Annotated in this window: 16 protein-coding genes, 4 tRNA genes and 1 pseudogene; 7 read left to right on the forward strand and 14 right to left on the reverse strand. The window is 58.4% G+C overall.

The features are described 5' to 3' along the window. Nucleotides 1–98: 98 nt before the first annotated feature. Nucleotides 99–1061: a zinc-binding dehydrogenase gene (locus tag JFT91_RS26725; RefSeq protein ID WP_201227337.1), complete on the reverse strand. Its 963-nt coding sequence runs from the start codon at nucleotides 1059–1061 to the stop codon at nucleotides 99–101. A gap of 138 nt (nucleotides 1062–1199) precedes the next feature. Here JFT91_RS26725 and JFT91_RS26730 point away from each other — a divergent pair, with 138 nt between their 5' ends. Together JFT91_RS26730 and JFT91_RS26735 are read left to right on the forward strand one after the other, a co-directional pair. Further along, nucleotides 1200–3284 carry a carboxy terminal-processing peptidase gene (locus JFT91_RS26730; RefSeq protein ID WP_201227338.1) on the forward strand — a complete coding sequence of 695 codons (2085 nt, stop codon included), beginning with the start codon at nucleotides 1200–1202 and terminating at the stop codon, nucleotides 3282–3284. Between the two features lie 134 nt (nucleotides 3285–3418). Continuing rightward, nucleotides 3419–5209, forward strand: coding sequence for a bifunctional diguanylate cyclase/phosphodiesterase (locus JFT91_RS26735; RefSeq protein ID WP_201234372.1), 1791 nt, complete (start codon nucleotides 3419–3421; stop codon nucleotides 5207–5209). Nucleotides 5210–5317: 108 nt separating this feature from the next. Here JFT91_RS26735 and JFT91_RS26740 read toward each other — a convergent pair whose 3' ends face one another. The 7 genes and pseudogenes from JFT91_RS26740 to bamJ all read right to left on the reverse strand — a co-directional run bounded on the left by JFT91_RS26740 (nucleotide 5318) and on the right by bamJ (nucleotide 13218). Next, on the reverse strand, nucleotides 5318–5632 hold the full coding sequence (locus JFT91_RS26740) for a contact-dependent growth inhibition system immunity protein (protein WP_201234373.1): 315 nt from the start codon (nucleotides 5630–5632) through the stop codon (nucleotides 5318–5320). Next, nucleotides 5622–10282, reverse strand: a pseudogene (locus JFT91_RS26745) (RHS repeat-associated core domain-containing protein). The gene JFT91_RS26740 and the pseudogene JFT91_RS26745 overlap by 11 nt, the downstream one beginning before the upstream one ends. 240 nt (nucleotides 10283–10522) lie before the next feature. After that, nucleotides 10523–10930: an SEL1-like repeat protein gene (locus tag JFT91_RS26750; RefSeq protein WP_201227343.1), complete on the reverse strand. Its 408-nt coding sequence runs from the start codon at nucleotides 10928–10930 to the stop codon at nucleotides 10523–10525. Further along, nucleotides 10931–11302 (reverse strand): hypothetical protein, encoded by a 372-nt coding sequence (locus JFT91_RS26755; protein WP_003223109.1) that lies wholly within the window; start codon nucleotides 11300–11302, stop codon nucleotides 10931–10933. Next, complete coding sequence (locus JFT91_RS26760) at nucleotides 11299–11640, reverse strand: helix-turn-helix domain-containing protein (RefSeq protein WP_201227344.1); 342 nt, start codon at nucleotides 11638–11640, stop codon at nucleotides 11299–11301. The genes JFT91_RS26755 and JFT91_RS26760 overlap by 4 nt, the downstream gene beginning before the upstream one ends. Before the next feature lie 113 nt (nucleotides 11641–11753). After that, the gene (locus tag JFT91_RS26765) at nucleotides 11754–12209 is read right to left on the reverse strand and encodes a YkvA family protein (RefSeq protein ID WP_201227345.1); all 456 of its coding nucleotides are present in this window, start codon (nucleotides 12207–12209) and stop codon (nucleotides 11754–11756) included. Between the two features lie 292 nt (nucleotides 12210–12501). Then, nucleotides 12502–13218, reverse strand: coding sequence for a BamJ family beta-barrel-assembly machinery protein (gene bamJ, locus JFT91_RS26770; RefSeq protein WP_201227346.1), 717 nt, complete (start codon nucleotides 13216–13218; stop codon nucleotides 12502–12504). 271 nt (nucleotides 13219–13489) lie between these two features. On the opposite strand from bamJ, the gene JFT91_RS26775 reads away from it, so the two are divergent. Continuing rightward, the gene (locus JFT91_RS26775; protein WP_201234374.1) at nucleotides 13490–15298 is read left to right on the forward strand and encodes a di-heme-cytochrome C peroxidase; all 1809 of its coding nucleotides are present in this window, start codon (nucleotides 13490–13492) and stop codon (nucleotides 15296–15298) included. A 26-nt stretch (nucleotides 15299–15324) separates the two neighbouring features. Then, nucleotides 15325–16458: a catalase family protein gene (locus JFT91_RS26780; protein WP_201234726.1), complete on the forward strand. Its 1134-nt coding sequence runs from the start codon at nucleotides 15325–15327 to the stop codon at nucleotides 16456–16458. On the opposite strand, the gene JFT91_RS26785 is transcribed toward JFT91_RS26780, so the two are convergent. The 5 genes from JFT91_RS26785 to JFT91_RS26805 all read right to left on the reverse strand — a co-directional run bounded on the left by JFT91_RS26785 (nucleotide 16459) and on the right by JFT91_RS26805 (nucleotide 18570). Next, a complete protein-coding gene (locus JFT91_RS26785) occupies nucleotides 16459–17877 on the reverse strand; it encodes a hypothetical protein (protein ID WP_201234375.1) in 1419 nt (472 codons plus the stop codon). A gap of 151 nt (nucleotides 17878–18028) precedes the next feature. Then, nucleotides 18029–18105, reverse strand: a tRNA-Asp gene (locus JFT91_RS26790). A gap of 19 nt (nucleotides 18106–18124) precedes the next feature. Then, a tRNA-Val gene (locus tag JFT91_RS26795) sits at nucleotides 18125–18200 on the reverse strand. A 198-nt stretch (nucleotides 18201–18398) separates the two neighbouring features. Then, nucleotides 18399–18475: transfer RNA gene (locus JFT91_RS26800), tRNA-Asp, on the reverse strand. Between the two features lie 19 nt (nucleotides 18476–18494). Next, nucleotides 18495–18570 (reverse strand) — tRNA-Val (locus tag JFT91_RS26805). Nucleotides 18571–18729: 159 nt separating this feature from the next. Here JFT91_RS26805 and rdgC point away from each other — a divergent pair. The 3 genes from rdgC to sugE all read left to right on the forward strand — a co-directional run bounded on the left by rdgC (nucleotide 18730) and on the right by sugE (nucleotide 21197). Then, nucleotides 18730–19650: a recombination-associated protein RdgC gene (gene rdgC, locus JFT91_RS26810; RefSeq protein ID WP_201234376.1), complete on the forward strand. Its 921-nt coding sequence runs from the start codon at nucleotides 18730–18732 to the stop codon at nucleotides 19648–19650. Between the two features lie 147 nt (nucleotides 19651–19797). Next, nucleotides 19798–20763: a bile acid:sodium symporter family protein gene (locus JFT91_RS26815; protein WP_201234377.1), complete on the forward strand. Its 966-nt coding sequence runs from the start codon at nucleotides 19798–19800 to the stop codon at nucleotides 20761–20763. 119 nt (nucleotides 20764–20882) lie between these two features. Beyond that, entirely contained in the window at nucleotides 20883–21197 is a 315-nt protein-coding gene (gene sugE, locus JFT91_RS26820; RefSeq protein WP_201227350.1) for a quaternary ammonium compound efflux SMR transporter SugE, read from the forward strand. 97 nt (nucleotides 21198–21294) lie between these two features. Here sugE and JFT91_RS26825 read toward each other — a convergent pair whose 3' ends face one another. Continuing rightward, nucleotides 21295–23169 carry an MFS transporter gene (locus tag JFT91_RS26825; RefSeq protein ID WP_201234378.1) on the reverse strand — a complete coding sequence of 625 codons (1875 nt, stop codon included), beginning with the start codon at nucleotides 23167–23169 and terminating at the stop codon, nucleotides 21295–21297. Between the last annotated feature and the right edge of the window lie 17 nt (nucleotides 23170–23186).

Raw genomic sequence — 23186 nt, forward strand, 5'->3', positions numbered from 1 at the left:
CAAGGCTTGCCCGCGAAAAGCGTCGTGTCAGTCAACATCACCGTTGAATGACACGACGCTTTCGCGGGCAAGCCTTGCTCCTACGGGGTTCTGTCGTGTCAGGTGAGGCTTTCGTCAATCACCAACACCAGTTTCCCCGCCACCGTATTGCTCGCCAACTCGGCAAACGCCGCCTCGGCATCCTTCACCGCAAAAGCCTTGGCCAACTGCGGCTTCAGGCGTCCTTCGGCAAACAGCGGCCACACATGCTGGCTCAGGTCACTCAACAGATCTGCCTTGAACTGATCACCGCGGCTGCGCAGCGTCGAGCCCAGCAGTTGCACACGCTTGGCCAACACCTGCGCCAAATCGAGTTTCGCCTCGCGGCCGCCCATCAATCCGATCAACACCCAACGTCCGTCCAGCGCCATGAGCTTGAGATTGAGCGCCGAATAATTGCCGCCGACCGGATCGAGGATCACATCGAACGGCCCGAAATCGCGCAAGCTGTCCAGATCATCCGTGCGCACTACCCCGCCCTGGGCCCCCAGCGCCTCACAGTAGGCCAAACGCTCTGCCGAACCGACGCTGACCCAACAAGGATTGCCAAACGCCTTGCACAACTGAATGGCCGCTGAACCGATTCCACTTGCCCCGGCGTGCAAGAGAACTTTCTCACCCGGTTTGAGCGCCGCAAGTTGAAACACATTCAACCAGACTGTTGCATAAACCTCGGGCAATGCCGCGGCCTCGATCAGCGAAACGCCTTCGGGCACCGGCAGCACGTGCCGTCCGTCGACCACCACCTCTTCGGCCATCCCACCCCCGGCCAGCAAGGCGCAAACCCGATCGCCAACCTGCCACGAACTGCCCGCACCCACTTCGCTGATCACACCAGAGCACTCGAGACCGAGCACTTGGCTGGCGCCTGGCGGTGGTGGATACAGCCCCGCTTTCTGTAATAAATCGGCGCGATTGAGGCCAGCAGCCGCCACTCGAATGCGTACTTGTCCTACATCACACGTAGGACTCGGCTCCTCAACCCATGCCACTTGACCTTCAACGCCTTGCAATGCCTTCACAGTGCCTCCATAGTGAGTCTGGACTGAGCCCGAAGCTGTAGCGCCGGGCTTTTTGCATTATGCGACCGGCTCTCGTAGAACCGGCGACTTCAAAGACGGCCTAATATGCGTTATCAATTGTCCCCGCGTCGAATCAGCATGAAGCATTTGCTCCCCAGCACCGCCCTCGCTCTTTTCATCGGTATCGGCTTGTTGCCGGTGTCGGGCAGTACATTCGCAGCCAACAGCTGGGACAAGTTGCAGCCTGATCGCGATGAAGTCATCGCCAGTCTGAACGTCGTCGAGTTGCTCAAGCGTCACCACTACAGCAAGCCGCCGCTCGACGATGCGCGCTCGGTGATCATCTACGACAGCTACATCAAGCTGCTGGATCCGTCGCGTAGCTACTTCATGGCCAGCGACATCGCCGAATTCGACAAGTGGAAGACCCAGTTCGACGACTTCCTCAAAAGCGGCGACCTCAACGCCGGCTTCACCATCTACAAGCGCTATCTGGATCGCGTCAAGGCGCGTCTGGACTTCGCCATCGCCGAGCTGAACAAAGGCGTCGACAAGATGGACTTCACCACCAAGGAAACCTTGCTGATCGATCGCAAGGACGCTCCTTGGCTCAAATCCACCGCTGAACTCGACGACCTGTGGCGCAAACGCGTCAAGGACGAAGTGCTGCGGATGAAGATCGCCGGCAAAGAGCCGAAGCAGATCCAGGAAACCCTGACCAAGCGCTACAAGAACCAGTTGGCGCGCCTGGACCAGACCCGTCCGGAAGACATCTTCCAGGCGTACATCAACACCTTCGCCATGTCTTACGATCCGCACACCAACTATCTGTCGCCGGATAACGCGGAAAACTTCGACATCAACATGAGCCTGTCCCTCGAGGGCATCGGTGCCGTGTTGCAGAGCGACAACGACCAGGTGAAAGTCGTGCGTCTGGTGCCGGCAGGCCCTGCCGACAAGACCAAACAGGTGGCTCCGGCCGACAAGATCATCGGCGTTGCCCAAGGCAACAAAGAGATGGTCGACGTGGTTGGCTGGCGTCTGGACGAAGTGGTCAAGCTGATCCGCGGTCCGAAGGGCACCGTGGTGCGCCTGGAAGTGATTCCGGCGAGCAATGCGCCGAACGACCAGACTACCAAGATCGTGCCGATCACCCGTGAAGCGGTGAAGCTCGAAGACCAGGCCGTAAAGAAGTCCATCCTCAACCTGAAACAGGACGGCAAGGACTACAAGCTCGGCGTGATCGAGATCCCGGCCTTCTATCTCGACTTCAAGGCGTTCCGTGCCGGTGATCCGGACTACAAGAGCACCACCCGCGACGTCAAGAAACTGCTGACTGAACTGCAAAAGGACAAAGTCGACGGCGTGGTCATCGACCTGCGCAACAACGGCGGCGGTTCCCTGCAGGAAGCCACCGAGCTGACCAGTCTGTTCATCGACAAAGGCCCGACCGTCCTCGTGCGTAACGCCGATGGCCGCGTCGACGTACTTGAAGATGAAAACCCGGGCGCGTTCTACAAGGGCCCGATGGCGCTGCTGGTCAACCGCCTGTCCGCCTCGGCATCGGAGATTTTCGCCGGCGCCATGCAGGACTATCACCGCGCGCTGATCATCGGCGGCCAGACCTTCGGCAAAGGCACTGTGCAGACCATTCAGCCGCTGAACCATGGCGAACTGAAACTGACTCTGGCCAAGTTCTACCGGGTTTCCGGTCAGAGCACCCAGCATCAGGGCGTGCTGCCGGACATCGACTACCCGTCGCTGATCGACACCAAGGAAATCGGCGAGAGCGCGCTGCCGGAAGCCATGCCATGGGACACCATCAAGGCTGCGATCAAACCGGCGGCAGATCCGTTCAAGCCGTACCTGGCACAGCTCAAGTCCGAGCATGACACGCGTACCGCCAAGGATGCCGAGTTCGTGTTCATCCGCGACAAGCTGGCGCTGGCGCAGAAACTGATGGAAGAAAAAACCGTCAGCCTCAACGAAGCCGACCGCCGCGCCCAGCATGCCGACATCGATGCCAAGCAACTGGTGATGGAAAACATCCGTCGCAAAGCCAAGGGCGAAGAGCCGCTCAAAGAGCTGAAGAAAGAAGACGAAGATGCTCTCGCGGCAGCCGAGCCGGACAAGGTCAAACCGGAAGACGATGCCTACCTGAGCGAAACCGGGCGCGTGCTGCTGGATTACCTGAAGCTGAGCAATCAGGTGGCCAAGAAGTAAGATGATGGCAATTTAATGCTGACGATCTGCGGATCGTCATCAAACAGTCATCATTCTGTCGTGCAATAAAGGACTGGGAGCCACTCTCTTCATCGAGAGCGCTCCCAGTCCTTTTTTTATCGCCAGAGATTGCCATGACCACGACCGAACAGCTGAGTGCCTTGAGCTCGATCCTGACTCAAAGCGGTTTGCACAGCCTGTTCCAGCCGATCATTTGCCTCTCCGAGCGACGGATACTCGGCTACGAAGCCCTCACCCGTGGCCCGTCCAACAGTCCATTGCACTCGCCCATCGCACTGTTTGCCGTGGCGCGCCAGGCCGGGCGCTTGAGCGAACTGGAAATCGCCTGCCGGCAAAGCGCTTGCCGCCGTTTCAACGAGCAGCAACTACCGGGCAAGCTGTTTCTCAACGTCTCTCCTGAATCCTTGCTGGAAGCCGCGCACCAACCGGGTCGCACGTTGCAGTTGCTGCAAGACTTCGGTATTCCGCCCAGTCAGGTCGTCATCGAACTGACCGAACAGACGCCGATCGACGACTTTCAGCTGCTGCAAACAGCGCTGCATCACTATCGGGCGATGGGCTTTTCGATTGCGCTGGATGATCTGGGTGCCGGTTACTCGAGCCTGCGTTTGTGGTCAGAGTTGCGCCCCGACTATGTGAAGATCGACCGACATTTCATCGACGGCATTCACCAGGATGCCTTGAAGCGCGAGTTCGTCGGTTCGATCCTGCAAATCGCCAAAGCTTCCCGCGCGCAGGTGATTGCCGAAGGCATCGAACTGCCAGAAGAACTCGCGGTATTGACCGAGATGGGCGTGGACCTGGTGCAGGGTTACCTGCTCGGACGTCCACAAGAGCATCCACCGCGCGATGCCCGCGCCTTGATGCCGAAACACGACAGCAGCGCCGTCGCACTGAATGACGAAGGCAGCGACCTCAGCGCCCTGCTCAACGACCAGCCGGCCGTCCCACGCGACACACCGACCGCCACTGTGCTGGAAGCCTTCCGCCGCCAGGCCAACCTCAACTCACTGGCAGTCCTGGACGAACAAGGCCAGCCGTGCGGAATCGTCCACCGTCATTCCTTGTCTGATGCCCTGCTCAAACCCTTCGCCACCGACCTGTTCGCGCGCAAACCGATCAGCCGCCTGATGAACGACGACTTCCTCGCCGTGGAAATGAGTCAATCACTGCAACAAGTCAGCCGCCTGATCACCAGCCGCGCCCGCCAGCGCATCGAAGAAGACTTCATCATCACCCTCAACGGCGGCTACCTGGGTCTTGGCCGGGTGATCGATGTGCTCAAGTTGATTACCGAACTGAAAATCCAACAGGCGCGTTACGCCAATCCGCTCACGTTGCTACCCGGCAACGTGCCGATTCAGCAATGCCTGACACGCTTGCTGCAACAGGGGCGCGAATCGGTTATCTGCTACGTCGACATCGACAGCTTCAAACCCTTCAACGACATCTACGGGTACGGACGTGGTGACGAAGTTCTGTTGTGCCTGGCGCAATGCCTCAACGAACGCGTCGATCCGTCGCGCGACTTCGTTGGCCACATTGGCGGGGATGACTTTCTGCTCGTCCTTGGCCCGGAAGACTGGCGCAAACGCCTCAACCAGTTGCTCGACGATTTCCAGAGCCAATGCCGCCGTTTCTACCGCACGGAACACCTTGAGGCCGGCTGCTTCATCGCGCCGAACCGCCAAGGGATTCGACAGGAATTCCCGCTGCTGTCGCTATCCATTGGCGTAGTCCACCTTCACCCTGAAGCCTGCGCACAACTTGATGCCAGTCAGCTGGCGGAGATGGCTTCGCAGGCGAAGCATCATGCGAAGAATGTTCCGGGGTATAGCGTGCATTTGCTTGATAGCCTCACTGCCCCCGATCTCCATACCCCGCAGGTAATCGGTCAACGCTGATCCTCCAAATAACATACATCTATGTGGGAGCGGGATTGCCTGCGAAGGGGACTGTCATGAACCAACATTTCTATTGATCAAAAATAATAAAAGCTTATCCAAGACAATTTAAATATAACTTTTTGGTTCCTCTCGAATAACCGCAGAAATGTGCTTCAACCAGGCATATCCATTTTTCCAGTCATGCCAATAGCAGTAACAACATCCTATTTCTTTCAGCAAAAAATCCCGAGTTTCGTTTTCTGTAATATTCATGGCCAACAAGTCATTGATTTCCTTTATCACTTCCCCCACTACACAAGCTTCTGAGTCTGCCAGGAAAGATTTTACAACGTCATCTGCCAAGTCAAACTCACACATCCAATCCTCGTGAAAATAGGCCCCGAGAAATTGGAATAGGCTAGGAAAATCTTCAGTTGTCATTCACAAAACCCGTCAAGATAAAGTACCCAAGTGGTGAAGTTGCATCTCGCCGCAGCACTAATCTAATACTAAACAGCTGTTCCAAATTTCCGCTCTGCCTCACAACACCCACACCAGCAGGAATAGGCACCCGTTCATTAATTACGAGTTTATTTGCGTTACCTGCTAGAAAGTCATCAATTTTTACTTTGTTGCTCCTCATAACATTCGAGAGTGCAGCTTCAGCTTCAGCCCTATTAAGAAATGTTGATGCAATGGGTATGTTCGGTTCAGCTAATAGTCTAGCTCTCAGTTGGGCCTCCGATCTATCGACATGTCTCGCAATAGCATGTCCTCCTCGAGACTCATGAGCCTCTAACCCTCCTCCTGGAACGATTTCACTGTAGGGGCCATCAGCAACACCCGACCCAGGACAAGGAGTGCAAGCCAACCCCAACGGATCCACCCACCCCGTCGGATTCGGCACGTACTGGTACTGATTCAACCCACCCGCCAACTTGATCGGATCCGGCGTCAGATACCGTCCAAGCCTAGGGTCGTAATACCGATGCCGGTTGTAATGCAGTCCGCTTTCCCCATCGAAATACTGCCCCTGAAAGCGCAGCGGCTGGTCCAGGTATTCCTCGCCGGCCAGGGTGATCGCGGCGACTTTGCCGTAGGCGTCGTATTGCGCTGACCAGACAATTTCGCCGCTGTAATCGGTGAGTTCCTGCGGGGTGCCGAGGTGGTCGAGTTGGTAGTAGAACGGGCAGGCTTTTTCGGGCCTTTGCCGTCGAGCAGCGCCAGCGGGCGGAAGGTGCCGGGCTCGTAGACGTAGCTGCGGTATTCGCTCGCGCTGCGTTCGGCGAGGAGGTGGTCGCCCTGCCAGAAGAATTCGGTGGTGACGCCGTCGACGGTTTTGCTGATGCGCCGGCCGAAGGCATCGTAGCGGTAGCTAGCGGTTTTGCCGTCGGGGCGAGTCAGACCGATCAGCCGATGCTGACAGTCGTAGCGGTATTCGGTGACGAGCTTCTGCGCGGTGCCGCGCCGTTCGCGGATCAGGTTGCCGAAGGCGTCGTAGTCGTAGTGGCGATCGCCCTGCATCAGCAGGCGGTTGCCCTTGACCTGTGTCGGGCCGGGGCGGTCCTGCATCAGCAGGTTGCCGGCGGGGTCGTGGGCGAAGGATTCCGGCAGTTCGTCGCGTGAATGGGTGACGCGGATCAGCTGGTCGAGGGCGTCGTAACCGTAGGTGCGTTGGCCGTGACGGGTGTCGGCGATGTAGTTCAGATTGCCGTTGGCGCTGTAGGCGTAGTCGCGGCGATAGAGGGAGTCGCGCCGGTGGCCTACGGCGTGAGCCAGCAATCGACCCTGATCGTCGTAGGAATATTCGCTGAGCAGCAGGCCTTGCTGGCGTTGTTGCTCGCGACCCGATTGATAGACGTGGCCTGTCAGTTGTGAACCGTTGAGGTCGATGGCCGTCAGCACGCCGCCCTTGGCGTAGTGGTAATCGAGCTTGCTGTTGTCCGGCAGGCGCATGCGTTTGAGCTGGCCGCAGGCGTCGTAGGTGTAACGCAGGGTGCCCCAGCCCTGATGCTCGGCGACCAACCGATCCTGCAGGTCGTACTCAAACGCCAGCGGATATGTCTGGCCATCATTGACCGCCATCAGAAGACCGAGGTGGTCGTATCGGTAGGTGATCTTGACCCCGTCCGGCAGGGTCTTGACCAACAGGCGCCCGGCGGCATCGCGCGCATAAGCGGTGACTAACTGCGAGCCGTCATCGCCGAACTCGATCTTCTCCAGCAGATGCCCGTTGAGGTCATAGGCATACGCCGTGCGCCGGCCGTCGAAGCCGGTTTCCTGTCGGATCAATCCGGTCGGCGTGTAGTCCAGCAGGTATTTTTCGCCAGACTCGTTTTCGATCTCGGTGAGCAGCAGCTGCGCATGATCGTAGCGATACTGCACCCGCGTGCCGTCGGGGTTGATCTTGCGCGAGACCAGGTGCAGGTCATCGTCGTATTCATAGCGGGTGAAGCGGCCCAGTTCATCGCGTTCAGCCGTGACCTGGCCGTAAGCGCCGTAGCTGTAGGCGCGGGTGGCGCCGGTAGGAAAAGTCGTCTGAACCAGTCGGCCAACGGCGTCCCAGTGCTGACGGGTAACGGCACCGTGTTCGTCAACCGTGGTCGTCCGCCGCCCCAGCGCATCATAGGAAAAGCGTCGTACACCGCCGTCAGGCCGGGTTTCTTCGATCAGTTGACCGAGGTCGTTCCACACCAGCACCTGCCGACTGGTGTCTGGATAGCGGATCGACAGCAGTTGCCCGCGAGCGTCGTAGTGGTAATGGCTGACCTGCCCGTCGGGATCGATCGCCTCAGTGACATCGCCCTGAGCATTACGCCGATACGTCCACACCGCCTCGCCACGCGAGCGGCTGTGCAGGAAACCGTTGCGGTACTCGTAGGACGTCGGCTCATCGTCCGGCGGAAGTAGCGCAATTAAACGTCCGACTTCGTCGTAGCGGTATTCGGTGAAGGCGCCGAGCGGATCCTGCTCGGCGATCAAACGGCCCTGATCGTTGTAAGCCTTGAGGTGCTCGCCGCCATCGGCTTCGACCTTGCGCACCAGCCGTGCGCGATCGTCGTGAACGTAGGTTTCTTCAGTGCCATCGACGTAATGCACCGCGACGCTGCCGTCGTCATCCCAGACGTAGCGAGTGTCCATCTGCGAGAACGAGGCCCAGTGCCGCATGCAGCGCGCCGCCTTGCCGGAGCGTTCCCACTCCCAGAAGAAGCTCGCGCCTCCGGTCAACTGGCGCTGCAGGATGACGTGCTGGTCGTCGTAGTCGTAGCGCTCGCTGTCGCCGACGGCGTTACACGCTTCGATCAGGTGCTGATAGGCGTCGTAGCCATAACTGACGAGGGTCTGTTCGGTGTGCCAGGGCTCAGCAAGATTTTGCGTCGGGTCAAAGCGCTGGTAATCCACCGCAACCAGATGAGCCCGGTCATAGCGCAGCAACAGCGCTCGACCCGCACCGTTATCCAGACGCTGAACACGATCCTGACGATCCCGCGAAATACGCAGACGGTTGTCATAACCATCACTAACCGCCGTCAGCCTTCCAGCGCGAAAGTGATAAAACCGTGCGGTTTCTCCGGCCAGCGCCAGAATCAGTTCCTCCGGCTCATCCCCGAGAAAAATCGCCGCCCGCGACAGACTGTTATGAATCGCCGGTCGCTCGACACTGGGCAGTGGAAACCGCGTGCGCCGGTTCTCATGGTCAACCCAGACCACAAAATCGCCATCGAACTCCAGCCGATGGGCCAGCGAGTGGCTCCAGCCAAACCCCAGACCGACATCAATCTCGGCGGCACTGCTGCGATACAACCGCGTGAACTCGAACGGAAACAACCCATCAAGGACACCATCTGTCAGGGTCAGCAGTTCCTCGCCGGTGACCATCGATACCGGGCAGCCGTTGGTGCAGGTCTCCGGCCCACAGTCAGCGCTGTCGCCGTTAGGATTTTTCGCCTGATCCGGCGCGTCATCGTGATGTTCGTTTTTCTTTAACAAAGCATTGCGCCTGGCGTCCCAGCGCAACTGCATCCGGCCTTTTTTCACACCCGTAGCGATACCTCGGGCGGCCACTTTTTTGTATTTGTCGACGTATTTGATGAACCCCTCGACGATGGCGAACATCGCCTTCACCAAACGCACCACGGCCGACAACAATTGCCCTGCACGTTGCGCCAGACGTAGCGTCAGATAGGCGATTCCTGCTGCGGCGCCGACGAACGTCAAGACAACACCGATCAGCACATCGATCAGCACTTGCACCACGACCATCGATACCGCTTCAGCGGTCTTGCCGCTCATTTCGCCGGGGGGCAACATTTCCAGCCAAAGGCTCGCGGTTCGCAGCAACAGACACAGCGCCGCTTCGTCACTGACCAGCAGCTGCAGTTTTTCCATGACCTGGGGAGCTGTCTCCGCCAGCACTTGCAGTTGCGTGGCGCCCTCCCCCAACCGTTCGGCGAACGCTCCCGGATCCTTGAGGATGTCGGACAGCATGCCAATGCTGTCCCACACACCCTCGATCGCCGCCCAGCTCCCGGCGAGCATGCCGTTACCCGCCGCCGTCGCTGCCGACAGCGGCCACTGCGGCTTGAATGTCTGCCACTCGTTACGCAACCAGCCATCCAGCTCAGCGTTCAAGCCATCGTAAGCAGTGAACAAATCCTCGACCTGCGCCGGCGAGACCTCGCTGTGTACATGCACTCGATAGAACTTGCCCGCGATCCCTGCGAACGTGCCCCTGCCTTGCGCATCGAGGGTCACGGGCGTGGTTTTGCCGCCATCCACGGCCACCACATCGACGACGATGTCGCCGAGCGCAATGTCGTATACCGACTCGAATTTGCTCTCGATCTCCATCACCCCACCCTCAGGGCACTGGATGACGCTGGAGAAAAAATTGTCGTCGCTGCTGCTGACGGCGGAACTGCGATCACCGAAGCGGATGACCCGCTCCATGCCCATCAGCGATGGCAGATCCGTGGCGTGGCTGACTTTGTCCGCTGTTTGACTGGCCCAGTGTTTGAGCTGTTCGCGGTAGAGGCTGAGGGTGTCAGGGAAGCTGTCGAGTTCCTGCTCGATACGAGCGATGGCTTCCATCAGCGCACGTCTGGATGCGGGTAGAACTGGTTGACCGGGTCGAACATGAGCGTTCCCTCGCGCAAAAAAATTTAGGCGCGGGAACTGTGCGGGGGATCAATCAGGAAAGAAGTCAGGCAAGTAGGCGATAGCTGTAGGACTAATCTGTAAAAAACTGCCAGAAAATAAACAGCCAAACAAAACGCAAACGCGGCGTGAGGTTTCCCTCACGCCGCGTTTATCAAACAGACAACAACAGGTTTATGGTGCGGTGTCGCGCGAACTCAACTCTCTGAGTTTGTGTTCGGCCAACGGATGCCCGGCCTTGGCGGCCATGCCCCACCAGCGAGCGGCTTCATCAGGATCCGGTGCCTTGCTTGGGCTGCCGGCAAGGCTGATCACGCCGACCTGATAAGCCGCTTTGCCATCCCCTGCCAGCGCCGCCAGACGCAGCAATCGTACACCCTCTTCGCGCGCTCCCAACCCCACGCCGCGAAACGTCAGAATGTGCCCATAGAAGCTTTGCGCGTCGACATCACCGAGGTTGGCCATGCGCGCAAATTGCCCTTCGAGCCAGCGCCAACCGCGCGGTTGCCGGACAAACCACGACCAGTGAAACAATCGGCGAGCCAGCCAGTAAGCGGCCCGCGCCTTGAGTCGTAAAAACACTCAGGCCTCCGCCGATTCCGGGTACTCGTATTCGAACACTCTGACCACTTCCGAGGCATGCCAGGACGCCGCGGCAACGCCGTCGGACGGCCCGGAAAAACGCCCAAGACGTTCAACGCATTCAAAAAAACCGGTGCGTGGTAAACGGCTTGCGCCCTGGCTGATGACCAGCGAGCTGCGCAACGGTTGTTCGGCCTTGGCGTCCAGCGCCGCCAGGTGTTCGAGCGCGGCGGTCAGGGTCTGCATCGCCGGCGTTGGTAACTGCAAACGTTCGAGCAATGCCCGATAGGTCAGAAGATGGCGCTGGCGGCGCGCCTGATCCAGCTCCCCTAACAATCCATCCCAATGTTGACGACTGATGCGTACGCTCACGATTCATCCCTCCAACCTGGCACCGTCAGTTCCCAGGCCAGGCTGCGGCGAATCGCGGCGTCGGGCAGACGCTCACCACTTTCGATCATGGCCAGATAAGACGGGCTGATGCCTACCGTGCGGGCCAACGCCTCGATGGCGATGCCCTTCCCTTCGCGCAAACTGCGTAGTTGATCCAGACCCGGAAGAATCGAGTCTGGTGATGCCGCGAGCGGCGCTGGGGCCGGCTGCGACGGTGTTGCGTTGATACCTGCTGCTTTCAGTAGAGCCTGATATTGAGCCCAAGGCAGAACCGCGTATTCGGGTTCGCCATCGCGTGCAATTATCTGAATATCCATGACTACCCCGTAGGACAACAACACTTAGCGAGTCGGCACTTTTCCCTAGAAGTGTAATCCTAACAGCGGCTAAGGTCGCGGGGGGTATCTATCTGTGAAAGGGACTACAACAATCAGGGCTTTTTCGGGCCCTGAAGTTGAAGTTGTTCCGGGGTATCAGGCAAACGTTCGACCACGGCGAGCTTTTCCGGTTGCTGGCGATTACGCCACAGACGGAAGGCATTGAGTTCATCGTCGAGACTTTTCATCACCCAGGCGAGGACGGCGATATCGTCGAGCATGCCGAATACGGGGATGAAATCGGGAATGGCATCCACCGGGCTGAGGAAGTACATCAAGCCTGCCACCACCGAAATCAACGCCTTTGGACTGATCGCGCGGTACTCGCCACGCCAGTAGGCCAGGCACAACGCCTGGAGCAAGCGCAGGTCATCTTTGAGCTTACCCAAGCGATTGCCTTGCGCTGCGCCTTTGCTGGCCACGGCAAACAGCAAGGTCGGCAGCCGGCCACGGGCCAGCAGTCGGCCAGCCAGAGGCAGGAATCGAGCGAAATTCCACGGAGCTTTCATCTATTCCTCCCGTTAAAATGTTATCCACACAAATTGTGGATAACCTTGTGAACAGAGCTGCATTTCAGCGCTGAGAGCCCCGTTTTATAAGGGCTGCGCTCAGATCGGGCGTTTTTTACTCACATAAAAAACCCCAATAATTCATTGACTTGGCGGCCAAGGGCGTCTAGCGCGAGTAGCCTAAAGCTATGACTGCCCTGACCGCCATCGGTTCGCTCTGTTTACCCTTGCCAACATCCAGATGCAACAACGCCCCGCATAAGCGAGGCGTTGTTGGTGAAACCGACGCTGATTACTTGGCAGCGGCGTCTTCTTTGGCTGGATCCTTGATGGCCAGCAGTTCCAGGTCGAAAACCAGAACCGAGTTGGCCGGGATAGCCGGGCTTGGCGATTGCGCGCCGTAAGCCAGATCGCTAGGGATGTACAGTTTGTACTTCTCGCCAACGTGCATCAGTTGCAGACCTTCAACCCAACCTGGAATCACGCCGCTCACCGGCAGATCGATCGGGCTGCCGCGCTCGACGGAGCTGTCGAATACGGTGCCGTTGGTCAGTTTGCCGGTGTAGTGAACAGTCACCACGTCGGTCGGCTTAGGCTGTGGGCCGTCAGCTTTTTTGACCACTTCGTATTGCAGGCCGGAAGCGGTGGTTGTTACACCCGCTTTCTTGCCGTTTTCTTCGAGGAATTTCTTGCCGGCGGCTGCCGACTCTTCGCTCATCTTGGCCATACGCTCTTCAGCACGCTTTTGCAGCGCGGCGAAGGCTTCAACCAGATCTTCATCTTTCAGCTTCTGTTCTTTCTTGCCGACGGCATCTTCGATGCCCTGGGCTACCGCTTTGGAGTCCAGATCATCCATGCCTTCCTGAGCCAGGCTTTTGCCCATGTTCAGGCCGATACCGTAGGAAGCTTTCTGCGCCGGGGTTTTCAGCTCTACGCTGGTCTGCGAATCACAACCCGCGAGGACCAGGCTAACCAGGGCTACCGCCGCCGCCAACCGATGCTGTTTCATGCTATTTCCTTGTTCATGCGCCGAAAGGGCAATCGAGTAAAGCCGCGAGCTTATCAGGCCGCCACGACCAATGGCTACCGGCATGAGAGCAGTAAAGCGGCGATAAGTTCAGGGATTAAAACGCATTTGGGCAAAGCGACGATGAAGCTTCTGTCATCTCGCTCTGACACAGGCATGCACCTCCTCGTCCATCATCGGGCGTAATGGCCACTTGCCCCACAAGGCTCGGCTCAGGCATAACAGCGCAACAATTCGACAAGGATGTTTTAACTTGCGCCTCTTATTCCGTGTTCTGACCCTGATCGTGGTGCTGCTGGGACTGGTTCTGGCAGTGGTGCTGTATTACATCGCCAACCCGAAACTGCCCCTCTTTACCCCCGTAGAACAGGTGCATTACCTGCAGCAATGGTCGGAGGAAGACCGGCAGACCTACTATTTCACGCCCCAAGGCACGCAGGTCAAAGGCCTGCGTTATGAATGGTTCCAGGCGCTGGAGCTACCCTTCTCCGAACAGCGTTTCGCCGCCCCCGACTACCTCGCCCGCTTCGGTTTTCTGATCGATCCGCAACAACAAGCCACGCCGAACAACCCCGGCAATCTGCCGGTGGGTTTCGCGCGCCATCAGAATCCCGGCAGTTCGGAGCAATATCTGGACATAACTTGCGCCGCTTGCCACACCGGCGAACTGCACTTCAAAGGCCAGGCCGTACGGATTGACGGCGGTACCGCGCAGCACGTCCTGCCTTCCAGCGTTCCGACATTACGCGGTGGCAGTTTCGGACAAGCATTGGTCGCCAGTCTGACCTCGACTTACGTCAACCCTTGGAAATTCGAACGCTTCGCCCGCAATGTGCTGGGTGACGAATACGAAGTGCGCCACGAACAACTGCGCAAGGACTTCAAAACTTCCCTGGACACCTTCCTCAAAGTTGCCTGGAACGACACCCACCGCGGTCTCTACCCCACCGAAGAAGGCCCGGGCCGCGCCGACGCCTTCGGGCGGATTGCCAACGCGACGTTCGGCGATGCCATCTCTGCGAGCAATTATCGCGTGGCCAACGCGCCAGTGGATTACCCGCAACTGTGGGACATGTGGACATTCGATTGGGTGCAGTGGAACGGTTCGGCGCAGCAACCCATGGCGCGCAATATCGGCGAAGCGCTGGGTGTAGGCGCGACGTTGAACTTCTTCGACGACAACGGCCAGCCGCTGCAAGGCGATGCGCGTTACGCCTCCAGCGTGCGCGTGCGCGATCTGCACAAGATCGAGGAAACCCTGCAGAAACTGCAGCCGCCGGCCTGGCCGGAAGAGCTGTTGGGTGCCGTCGATAAACCGCTGGCGGCCAAGGGACGTGCTTTGTTTACCGAGAACTGCGCCGGCTGTCACGTCCCGCGCGTCACACAAGAAGGTGAACGCTGGGTGCAGCGTTTGCACATGCTACCGGTGCAGGTCATCGGCACCGATCCCAACGCAGCCAACAACATTGCCAACCACCGTTTCGACCTCACTGCGCTGCAATGGGACTTGAAAGAACTGGAAAAAATGGATGTAAAACTGCATCCGACACCCAAGGAACCGCTGGATCTGAGCCAGCTGTCAGTCGCCAAAGGCCTAGCTTACGTCACCGCATTCGTCGAAAACCGTGCCTATCGAGAGGCCAAAGTGACGCCCGAGGAAAAGCCAAAGCTCGACGGTTTCGGCCTGCCCATCGGTGTTCGCGAGGAAGTCGCCTACAAGGCCCGACCGCTGGCCGGCGTGTGGGCCACGGCACCTTTTCTGCACAACGGCTCAGTGCCGAGCCTTTATCAGTTGCTGTCACCGCAGGATGAGCGCGCCAGCACCTTCTATAAAGGCACCTTCGAATATGACCCTCGGCATCTGGGCTATCGCACCGAGGCGTTTACCAATGGCTTTTTGTTCGACACGCGGATCACCGGCAACCATAACAGCGGCCACGAATTTCGCGCAGGCGAACGCGGCAATGGCGTCATCGGCCGACTGCTGCAGCCAGAGGAACGCTGGGCCTTGCTCGAATACCTGAAAGTTCTGGGCGGCCCACTGGAGGCGCAATTGCCATGATCTCGACATTCAAAAAGGAACTGCCGTTGCTGGCGCGAATCTGGTTGTGGCTGGGGCGTTTTCTGGGCAAAACGTTGCTGATCCTGATCGCCATTGGCCTGCTCGGCTGGGCTGTCGCCGCGGCCTGGTTTGCCTGGCAGCATCGCGGCCCGGTTTCGGCGCTGGAACAGATTCCGCCCGGTGAGGCTGCGATGACTCAGGATGTGATCCAGACGGCCGTGCGCATCGTTGATCAACACCGTGAAGGCACACGCTACCTGCGCGACGCGCATGCCAAGGCGCATGGTTGTGTAAAGGCTGAGGTTCAAGTGCTGCCGGCACTGGCGCAGTCGCTGCGCCAAGGCGTTTTCAGTGAACCGGGAAAAACCTGGCACGCGATGATCCGCCTTTCCAATGGCAATGCCTATCCGCAATTCGACAGTATTCGCGATGCTCGGGGCATGGCAATCAAACTGTTCGATGTGCCGGGCAAAGCGTTATTAAGTGACCGCCAGCAGCAGCGCGAACAGGATTTCGTGATGTTCAGCCACCCGAACTTCTTTGTCAGCGATGTCGCCGAGTATCGTCAGAATGTGGCAGCGCAGGCTGACGGCAAAAAAGTCATGGCGTTTTTTCCGGCGTGGGATCCACGCACCTGGCAAGTGCGCCATTTGTTTATCGCGCTGGCAACGTTGGCGCCGCCGCCGGACAGTCCGACGGGGACTGCCTATTTTTCGGTATCGCCCTACAAGTTCGGGGAAGCCAATGCCAAGTTTCGGGTGATGCCGGATCCGGACAACTGCCCGGCTTACACACTGCCCAAACAGAACCACGACTTGCCGAACTTTCTTCGTAGCGCGCTGAGCCAGCAGCTATCTACGGATCGCGTGCCCGCCTGTTTCGTCCTGCAGATCCAGCGTCAGGACGCGAACAAGTACATGCCGATCGAAGACACCAGCATTGAGTGGCGCGAGGTGGACGCACCCTTCGAAACCGTGGCGCGGATCACTTTGCCGCCACAGGACTTCGATACACCGGCGCTGAATCTGGCCTGCGATAACCTGTCGTTCAATCCGTGGTTTGGCGTTGAAGCGCATCGGCCGATTGGCGGGATCAACCGCTTGCGCAAAGCGGTGTATGAGGCAGTGAGTGACTATCGGCATCAGCGCAATGGCGGTTGATCACGGCTCTTTCTGTGCGGTAGATGAAGCCCTGACCCTTCCGGTTTCAGGCCATGTGGCGCTTGGAAGAAGGACGCTGAGAATTCCGGCGTTGGCGACCTTGTCGATCAACACCTGCACACTGATGGCGCCGAAATCGATTTTTTGCTCAGGGCCTGGAGCGAGTGCTGCGATCAACTCGTGAACCTTGGGCATTATCGGCTTGGCAAAACGCAGGACAGCACCGTCGGGGGTGATCGCAAAAATACGTTGATGAGGCGCTTCGCTGACACGTTCCAGACTGATTTTGAGATCGGCGGGCGAGAAAAAATCCCGGTGAAGATCGGTCCCGCCCGCAGCCAGTCGATTCGCCGGTAATCGCTGAATCGAGTGATAAATGCCATGCACGCGAAACCCTCGGGGGATGCGTGGCTGGCCCTGCGCATTCTTGGGGAACAGCGCGCTGCGGTCGAAGCCCGCGTATTGTCTGGAGAGCGGCACGGTAACAACTAGAAACTCACTGACGTTATGTCTGAGAATAAAACCGACATGGGGATTTGCCGACGGCAGTGCGGCTATTTGTTTTTGCAGATAGACGGCTGCTTTTTTTGCATTTCGACAGATCGGACCAAAAATCGGCATTAATTTGATCGGCGGTGGCGCCTGCAGGATGTCCGACCGCCAACTGGCTTTGAGCCGGCCTCGGTGCCGCCAGAGATCCCCGGCAACCACAACGTTTATCTCTCCGGCCGCCAACGCCAACAGGATCCACAGACTGCTGGGAATCGAGCCCTCTTCATACAGACTCTGGAAACGTCGCGAATCGCCATCGGGATTTGGCGCCAGGCGCGGCGACAGTTCCTGCTCATACGGCAGATTGCTCGACGTGTACAAGAGAAGTCCACCGTTACCGGCACTCAGATAACATTTCGAGTATTTTCGATGCATGTTCATCACTGCGGATAAATCGGCAATGGTGAAGAAGCGATTGCGCTGGACCCATTCCGTGGTGGCTTCGTCGGCGCCTTGAACCTTCGCCGGACGAGCATGAAAACTCGCCTCGAGAGAAAAACCCTTGGGGACGATCAACTGGCCGTTCGCACCAGCAGTCACTGCCCACTCGTGACGCTGATCCACGGCTGGCTCAGGCGGTTTTTCCTGGACCGCGCTGGCCTCAGCCTCGATCCGCTGAGCGCAATAGAATCGCCCGTCGCTGCTTTTCAGAATGAACCAGTGCAACTCGTTCCTTCGTGGCAGTTTCAGCAGGCCATGCAAACACGCTGCGGCGTCGTCGCTCGAGAGAAATGCAGGTTTGTCTGCCATGAATGACAGCGCATCCGTGTCGTCGGCAGTAACAGTGGTGGTTGCAGAGGGAGTTGGAGGCATGCGGTCGGGCTCTCGACAGGCAATGGGATCGGCGCCATGACTTGAAAAGGTCATGAACAACAGGAGCCATTGTCCGAAAGCGGTGCGACTGGCAGGCACTACATAGATATAGGCCGTGAAAAAAACCCAAACGCCAGACAGCAAAAAGCCCGCACTAGGCGGGCTTTCTGTGGAATCTGGCGTTCAGTGTTCCAGATTCCGAATATGGCGCAGCGGACGGGACTCGAACCCGCGACCCCCGGCGTGACAGGCCGGTATTCTAACCGACTGAACTACCGCTGCGCGAAACGCTTGAAACGAATGGTGGGTGATGACGGGATCGAACCGCCGACATTCTGCTTGTAAGGCAGACGCTCTCCCAGCTGAGCTAATCACCCTTCGCTTCGTTACGGGACGCATTATGCCACAAGTTTTCGTAAAGTGTTGATTTAATTGAAGTTTTTTTCAAATAAATCCGAAAACCGGTAAAACGACACATCCCGCGGGTACAACGTACAAACTTGAGACAGAAAAAAACCCGCATCAGCGGGTCTTTCCGTGGTGACCTGGCGTTCAGCGTTCCAGGTTACCGAATATGGCGCAGCGGACGGGACTCGAACCCGCGACCCCCGGCGTGACAGGCCGGTATTCTAACCGACTGAACTACCGCTGCGCTAAACACATGAAACGAATGGTGGGTGATGACGGGATCGAACCGCCGACATTCTGCTTGTAAGGCAGACGCTCTCCCAGCTGAGCTAATCACCCTTCGCTTCGGTGTGGCGCGCATTCTACGGAGCGACCCCACCTCTGGCAAGCACTTTTTTAAATAATTTTCTCAGGCCTTCCAAAGGCTTAGAGAAGGGTTGGCCTATTAGACGGCGGAGACAATAATGCCCCCCTTTGTATAAAGGAGAGACTCACCCCATGTGGTTCAAAAACCTGCTTATCTATCGCCTGACCCAAGACCTGCCTGTCGATGCCGAGGCGCTGGAAACTGCACTGGCCACCAAACTGGCGCGTCCATGTGCAAGCCAGGAGTTGACCACCTACGGTTTCGTTGCGCCGTTCGGCAAAGGCGAAGATGCTCCACTGGTGCACGTCAGCGGTGACTTCCTGCTGATTTCCGCACGTAAAGAAGAACGTATTCTGCCGGGCAGCGTCGTGCGCGACGCGGTCAAGGAAAAGGTCGAAGAGATCGAAGCCGAGCAAATGCGCAAGGTCTATAAGAAGGAACGCGACCAGATCAAGGATGAAATCATCCAGGCGTTCCTGCCGCGCGCCTTTATCCGTCGCTCGTCGACCTTCGCCGCCATCGCGCCGAAACAAGGCCTGATCCTGGTCAACTCGGCCAGCCCGAAACGCGCCGAAGACTTGCTCTCCACCCTGCGTGAAGTAATCGGCACCCTGCCCGTCCGCCCACTGACGGTAAAAATGTCGCCAACCGCGACCATGACCGAATGGGTTACCACGCAAAAAGCCGCCGACGACTTCTATGTACTGGACGAGTGCGAGCTGCGCGACACCCACGAAGACGGCGGTATTGTCCGTTGCAAGCGTCAGGATCTGACCAGCGAAGAAATCCAGTTGCACCTGAGCACCGGTAAAGTGGTCACTCAACTGTCGCTGGCCTGGCAGGACAAACTGTCGCTCATGCTCGACGACAAGATGACCGTCAAGCGTCTGAAGTTCGAAGATCTGTTGCAGGATCAGGCGGAACAGGACGGTGGCGACGAGGCACTGGGACAACTGGATGCCAGCTTCACCCTGATGATGCTGACGTTTGGCGATTTCCTGCCGGCGCTGGTTGAAGCGTTGGGTGGGGAAGAGACTCCGCAGGGGATCTAAAGCCTGACGAGCTTCATAATGTAGGAGTGAGCCTGCTCGCGATGAGGGAACGGCATTCAACGAAGATGTTGACTGTAATACCGCGATCGCGAGCAGGCTCACTCCTACATTTGTTTGTGGTGTTCATTCAATAATAAGGAACAAGCCATGCGCGCACTGGCTGCACTCAGCCGCTTTGTCGGCAATACCTTCGCTTACTGGGTTCTGATCTTTGCCGTCGTAGCGTTCCTGCAACCGGCGTGGTTCCTCGGCCTCAAAGGCGCGATCGTGCCGCTGCTCGGGCTGGTGATGTTCGGCATGGGCCTGACCCTCAAACTCGATGACTTCGCCGCTGTCGCCCGCCATCCGTGGCGTGTGGCGCTGGGCGTGGTCGCGCACTTCGTGATCATGCCCGGTGTGGCGTGGTTGCTCTGCCAGGTGTTCCACCTGCCGCCGGAAATCGCCGTCGGGGTGATTCTGGTCGGTTGCTGCCCAAGCGGCACGTCGTCGAATGTGATGACCTGGCTGGCACGCGGCGACCTAGCGCTGTCGGTGGCCATCGCCGCCGTCACCACCCTCCTCGCTCCGCTGCTGACCCCGGCGCTGATCTGGCTGCTGGCCTCGGCGTGGTTGCCGGTGTCGTTCATGGAGCTGTTCTGGTCGATTCTGCAAGTGGTGCTGCTGCCGATCATCCTCGGTGTGGTCGCGCAACGTTTGCTCGGTGACAAGGTTCGCCACGCCGTGGATGTGTTGCCGCTGGTGTCGGTGGTCAGCATTGTGATCATCGTGACCGCCGTAGTGGCGGCCAGTCAGGCGAAAATCGCCGAGTCCGGCCTGCTGATCATGGCCGTGGTGATGCTGCACAACAGCTTCGGTTATCTGCTGGGGTATTTCACCGGGCGACTGTTCAAGCTGCCGTTGGCCCAGCGCAAGTCGCTGGCCCTGGAAGTGGGAATGCAAAACTCCGGGCTGGGCGCTGCGTTGGCCAGTGCCCACTTCTCGCCACTGGCGGCGGTGCCGAGCGCGTTGTTCAGTGTCTGGCATAACATTTCCGGCGCACTGCTTTCGACGTACTTCCGCCGCATGAGTGAAAAGGAAGATCGTGAAGCGCTGGCGCAACGGGCGGCCGACTGACCTGAAAACTTGATCCCTGGATTAATGCTCGTCACTATGGTTCGCAACGCGGGGACGACCCTGCGGCTCGATCGAGTTTTTAATCTGGGGACGACCCCGTCAATCGATGGAGGTCTCTCATGTCCTGGATCATTCTGTTTTTCGCCGGCCTGTTCGAAGTTGGCTGGGCCGTCGGCCTGAAATACACCGACGGCTTCAGCCGCCCGCTCCCCACCGTACTGACTATCGCAGCCATGGCCGTCAGCCTTGGCCTGCTCGGCCTTGCGGTGAAGGAATTGCCGCTGGGCACGGCTTATGCGATCTGGACGGGCGTCGGCGCCGTGGGCACGGTGATTGCCGGGATCATTCTGTTTGGTGAGTCGATGGCGTTGATTCGGCTGGCCAGCGTGGCGTTGATCATCACGGGTTTAATCGGCCTCAAGGTCAGCGCTTAAACCACTACCGCTTTCGCGAGCAGGCTCACTCCTACAGGGAACCGCATTTCAAATGTAGGAGTGAGCCTGCTCGCGATGAGACTTACACAGTCACAGATTATCTGACGGCCCCACGCAATTCGCCCACCAAACCCTGCAACTTCGCCGGCTCCGCCCCTTCAACAGCAACAGGCGCACCCGCCACCAACGTCACCCGCGACCACAAGCGACGGAACACACCCTTGTTCGGATCGCGACTGAAGAAACTCCCCCACAACCCCTGCAATGCCAGCGGAATCACCGGCACCGGCGTCTCTTCGAGAATGCGCGTCAGCCCACCCTTGAACTCGTTCATCTCACCATCAGCCGTCAACTTGCCTTCCGGGAAGATGCACACCAGCTCACCGTCCTTCAGATACTGGGCGATGCGGGTGAAGGCTTTTTCGTAGATCTGAATGTCTTCCTGGCGCCCAGCGATAGGAATTGTACCCGCCGTGCGAAAGATAAAGTTCAGCACCGGCAGGTTGTAGATCTTGTAGTACATGACAAAGCGAATCGGTCGACGCACCGCGCCGCCAATCAGCAAGGCGTCGACGAACGATACGTGGTTGCACACCAGCAACGCTGCGCCTTCATCCGGGATTGCTTCGAGGTTGCGATGCTCGACACGGTACATGGAATGGCTGAGCAACCAGATCATGAAACGCATGCTGAACTCGGGAACAATCCTGAAGATGTAGGCGTTGACACCGATGTTCAGCAACGAGACCACAAGGAACAGCTGCGGGATCGACAGTTTCGCCACGCTCAACAACACGATCGAGACAATGGCCGACACCACCATAAACAGTGCGTTGAGAATGTTGTTGGCCGCGATCACCCGCGCCCGCTCATTCTCGGCGGTACGCGACTGGATCAGGGCGTACAGCGGCACGATGTAGAAACCGCCGAAAACGCCGAGACCGAGAATGTCGATCAATACCGCCCAGGTGTGGACGAAACCCAGTACCTCAATCCAGCTGTGGCCGGTGACGCTGTCCGGGATTCCACCGGAATGCCACCACAGCAGCAGCCCGAACACGGTCAGACCGAATGAGCCGAACGGCACCAGACCGATCTCGACTTTGCGCCCGGAGAGCTTCTCGCAAAGCATCGACCCCAAAGCAATACCGACCGAAAACACGGTCAGGATCAGCGTGACCACGGTTTCGTCGCCGTGCATCCACTCCTTGGCGTAGGCCGGGATCTGCGTCAGATAAATCGCCCCGACAAACCAGAACCACGAGTTGCCGACAATCGAGCGTGACACCGCCGGGGTCTGGCCCAGGCCGAGTTTCAGGGTCGCCCAGGATTGGCTGAAGATGTTCCAGTTCAGGCGCATTTGCGGCGTTGCCGCCGCCGCTCGCGGAATGCTGCGACTGGCCAGATAACCCAGCACCGCAATCCCGACGATGGCGCCGGAGACCAGCGGTGCGTAGTGCGTGGACGACATGATGACGCCCGCGCCGATGGTGCCGGCGAGAATCGCCAGAAACGTGCCCATCTCCACCAGACCGTTGCCGCCGACCAATTCGTCCTCGCGCAATGCCTGCGGCAGAATCGAATACTTCACCGGCCCGAACAACGCCGAGTGCGTGCCCATGGCGAACAGCGCCACCAGCATCAGCGACAGATGGTCAAACAGGAAACCGACCGATCCTATCGCCATGATGGCGATTTCCGCGAGTTTGATTACACGGATCAACGCGTCCTTGGCGAACTTCTCACCGAATTGCCCGGCCAGCGCCGAGAACAGGAAAAACGGCAGGATAAACAGCAGCGCACACAGGTTGACCCAGATCGAGCGGTCACCCTCGATGGCCAACCGATAAAGAATCGCGAGGATCAGCGACTGTTTAAACACGTTGTCGTTAAACGCACCGAGCGACTGCGTGATGAAGAACGGCAGGAAGCGCCGGGTACGCAGCAGGTTGAACTGTGAGGGGTGACTCATCTTCCGTGTTTCCCTGA

This window comes from Pseudomonas sp. TH08, assembly GCF_016651275.1.
Classification (GTDB): domain Bacteria; phylum Pseudomonadota; class Gammaproteobacteria; order Pseudomonadales; family Pseudomonadaceae; genus Aquipseudomonas.

Bases quoted from the DNA above. Each gene is read 5' to 3' on its own strand.
- JFT91_RS26730 (WP_201227338.1), top strand. From the start codon at position 1,200: ATGAAGCATTTGCTCCCCAGCACCGCCCTCGCTCTTTTCATCGGTATC.
- JFT91_RS26735 (WP_201234372.1), top strand. From the start codon at position 3,419: ATGACCACGACCGAACAGCTGAGTGCCTTGAGCTCGATCCTGACTCAA.
- JFT91_RS26740 (WP_201234373.1), bottom strand. From the start codon at position 5,632: ATGACAACTGAAGATTTTCCTAGCCTATTCCAATTTCTCGGGGCCTAT.
- JFT91_RS26760 (WP_201227344.1), bottom strand. From the start codon at position 11,640: ATGGATATTCAGATAATTGCACGCGATGGCGAACCCGAATACGCGGTT.
- JFT91_RS26765 (WP_201227345.1), bottom strand. From the start codon at position 12,209: ATGAAAGCTCCGTGGAATTTCGCTCGATTCCTGCCTCTGGCTGGCCGA.
- bamJ (WP_201227346.1), bottom strand. From the start codon at position 13,218: ATGAAACAGCATCGGTTGGCGGCGGCGGTAGCCCTGGTTAGCCTGGTC.
- JFT91_RS26785 (WP_201234375.1), bottom strand. From the start codon at position 17,877: ATGACCTTTTCAAGTCATGGCGCCGATCCCATTGCCTGTCGAGAGCCC.
- rdgC (WP_201234376.1), top strand. From the start codon at position 18,730: ATGTGGTTCAAAAACCTGCTTATCTATCGCCTGACCCAAGACCTGCCT.
- JFT91_RS26815 (WP_201234377.1), top strand. From the start codon at position 19,798: ATGCGCGCACTGGCTGCACTCAGCCGCTTTGTCGGCAATACCTTCGCT.
- sugE (WP_201227350.1), top strand. From the start codon at position 20,883: ATGTCCTGGATCATTCTGTTTTTCGCCGGCCTGTTCGAAGTTGGCTGG.
- JFT91_RS26825 (WP_201234378.1), bottom strand. From the start codon at position 23,169: ATGAGTCACCCCTCACAGTTCAACCTGCTGCGTACCCGGCGCTTCCTG.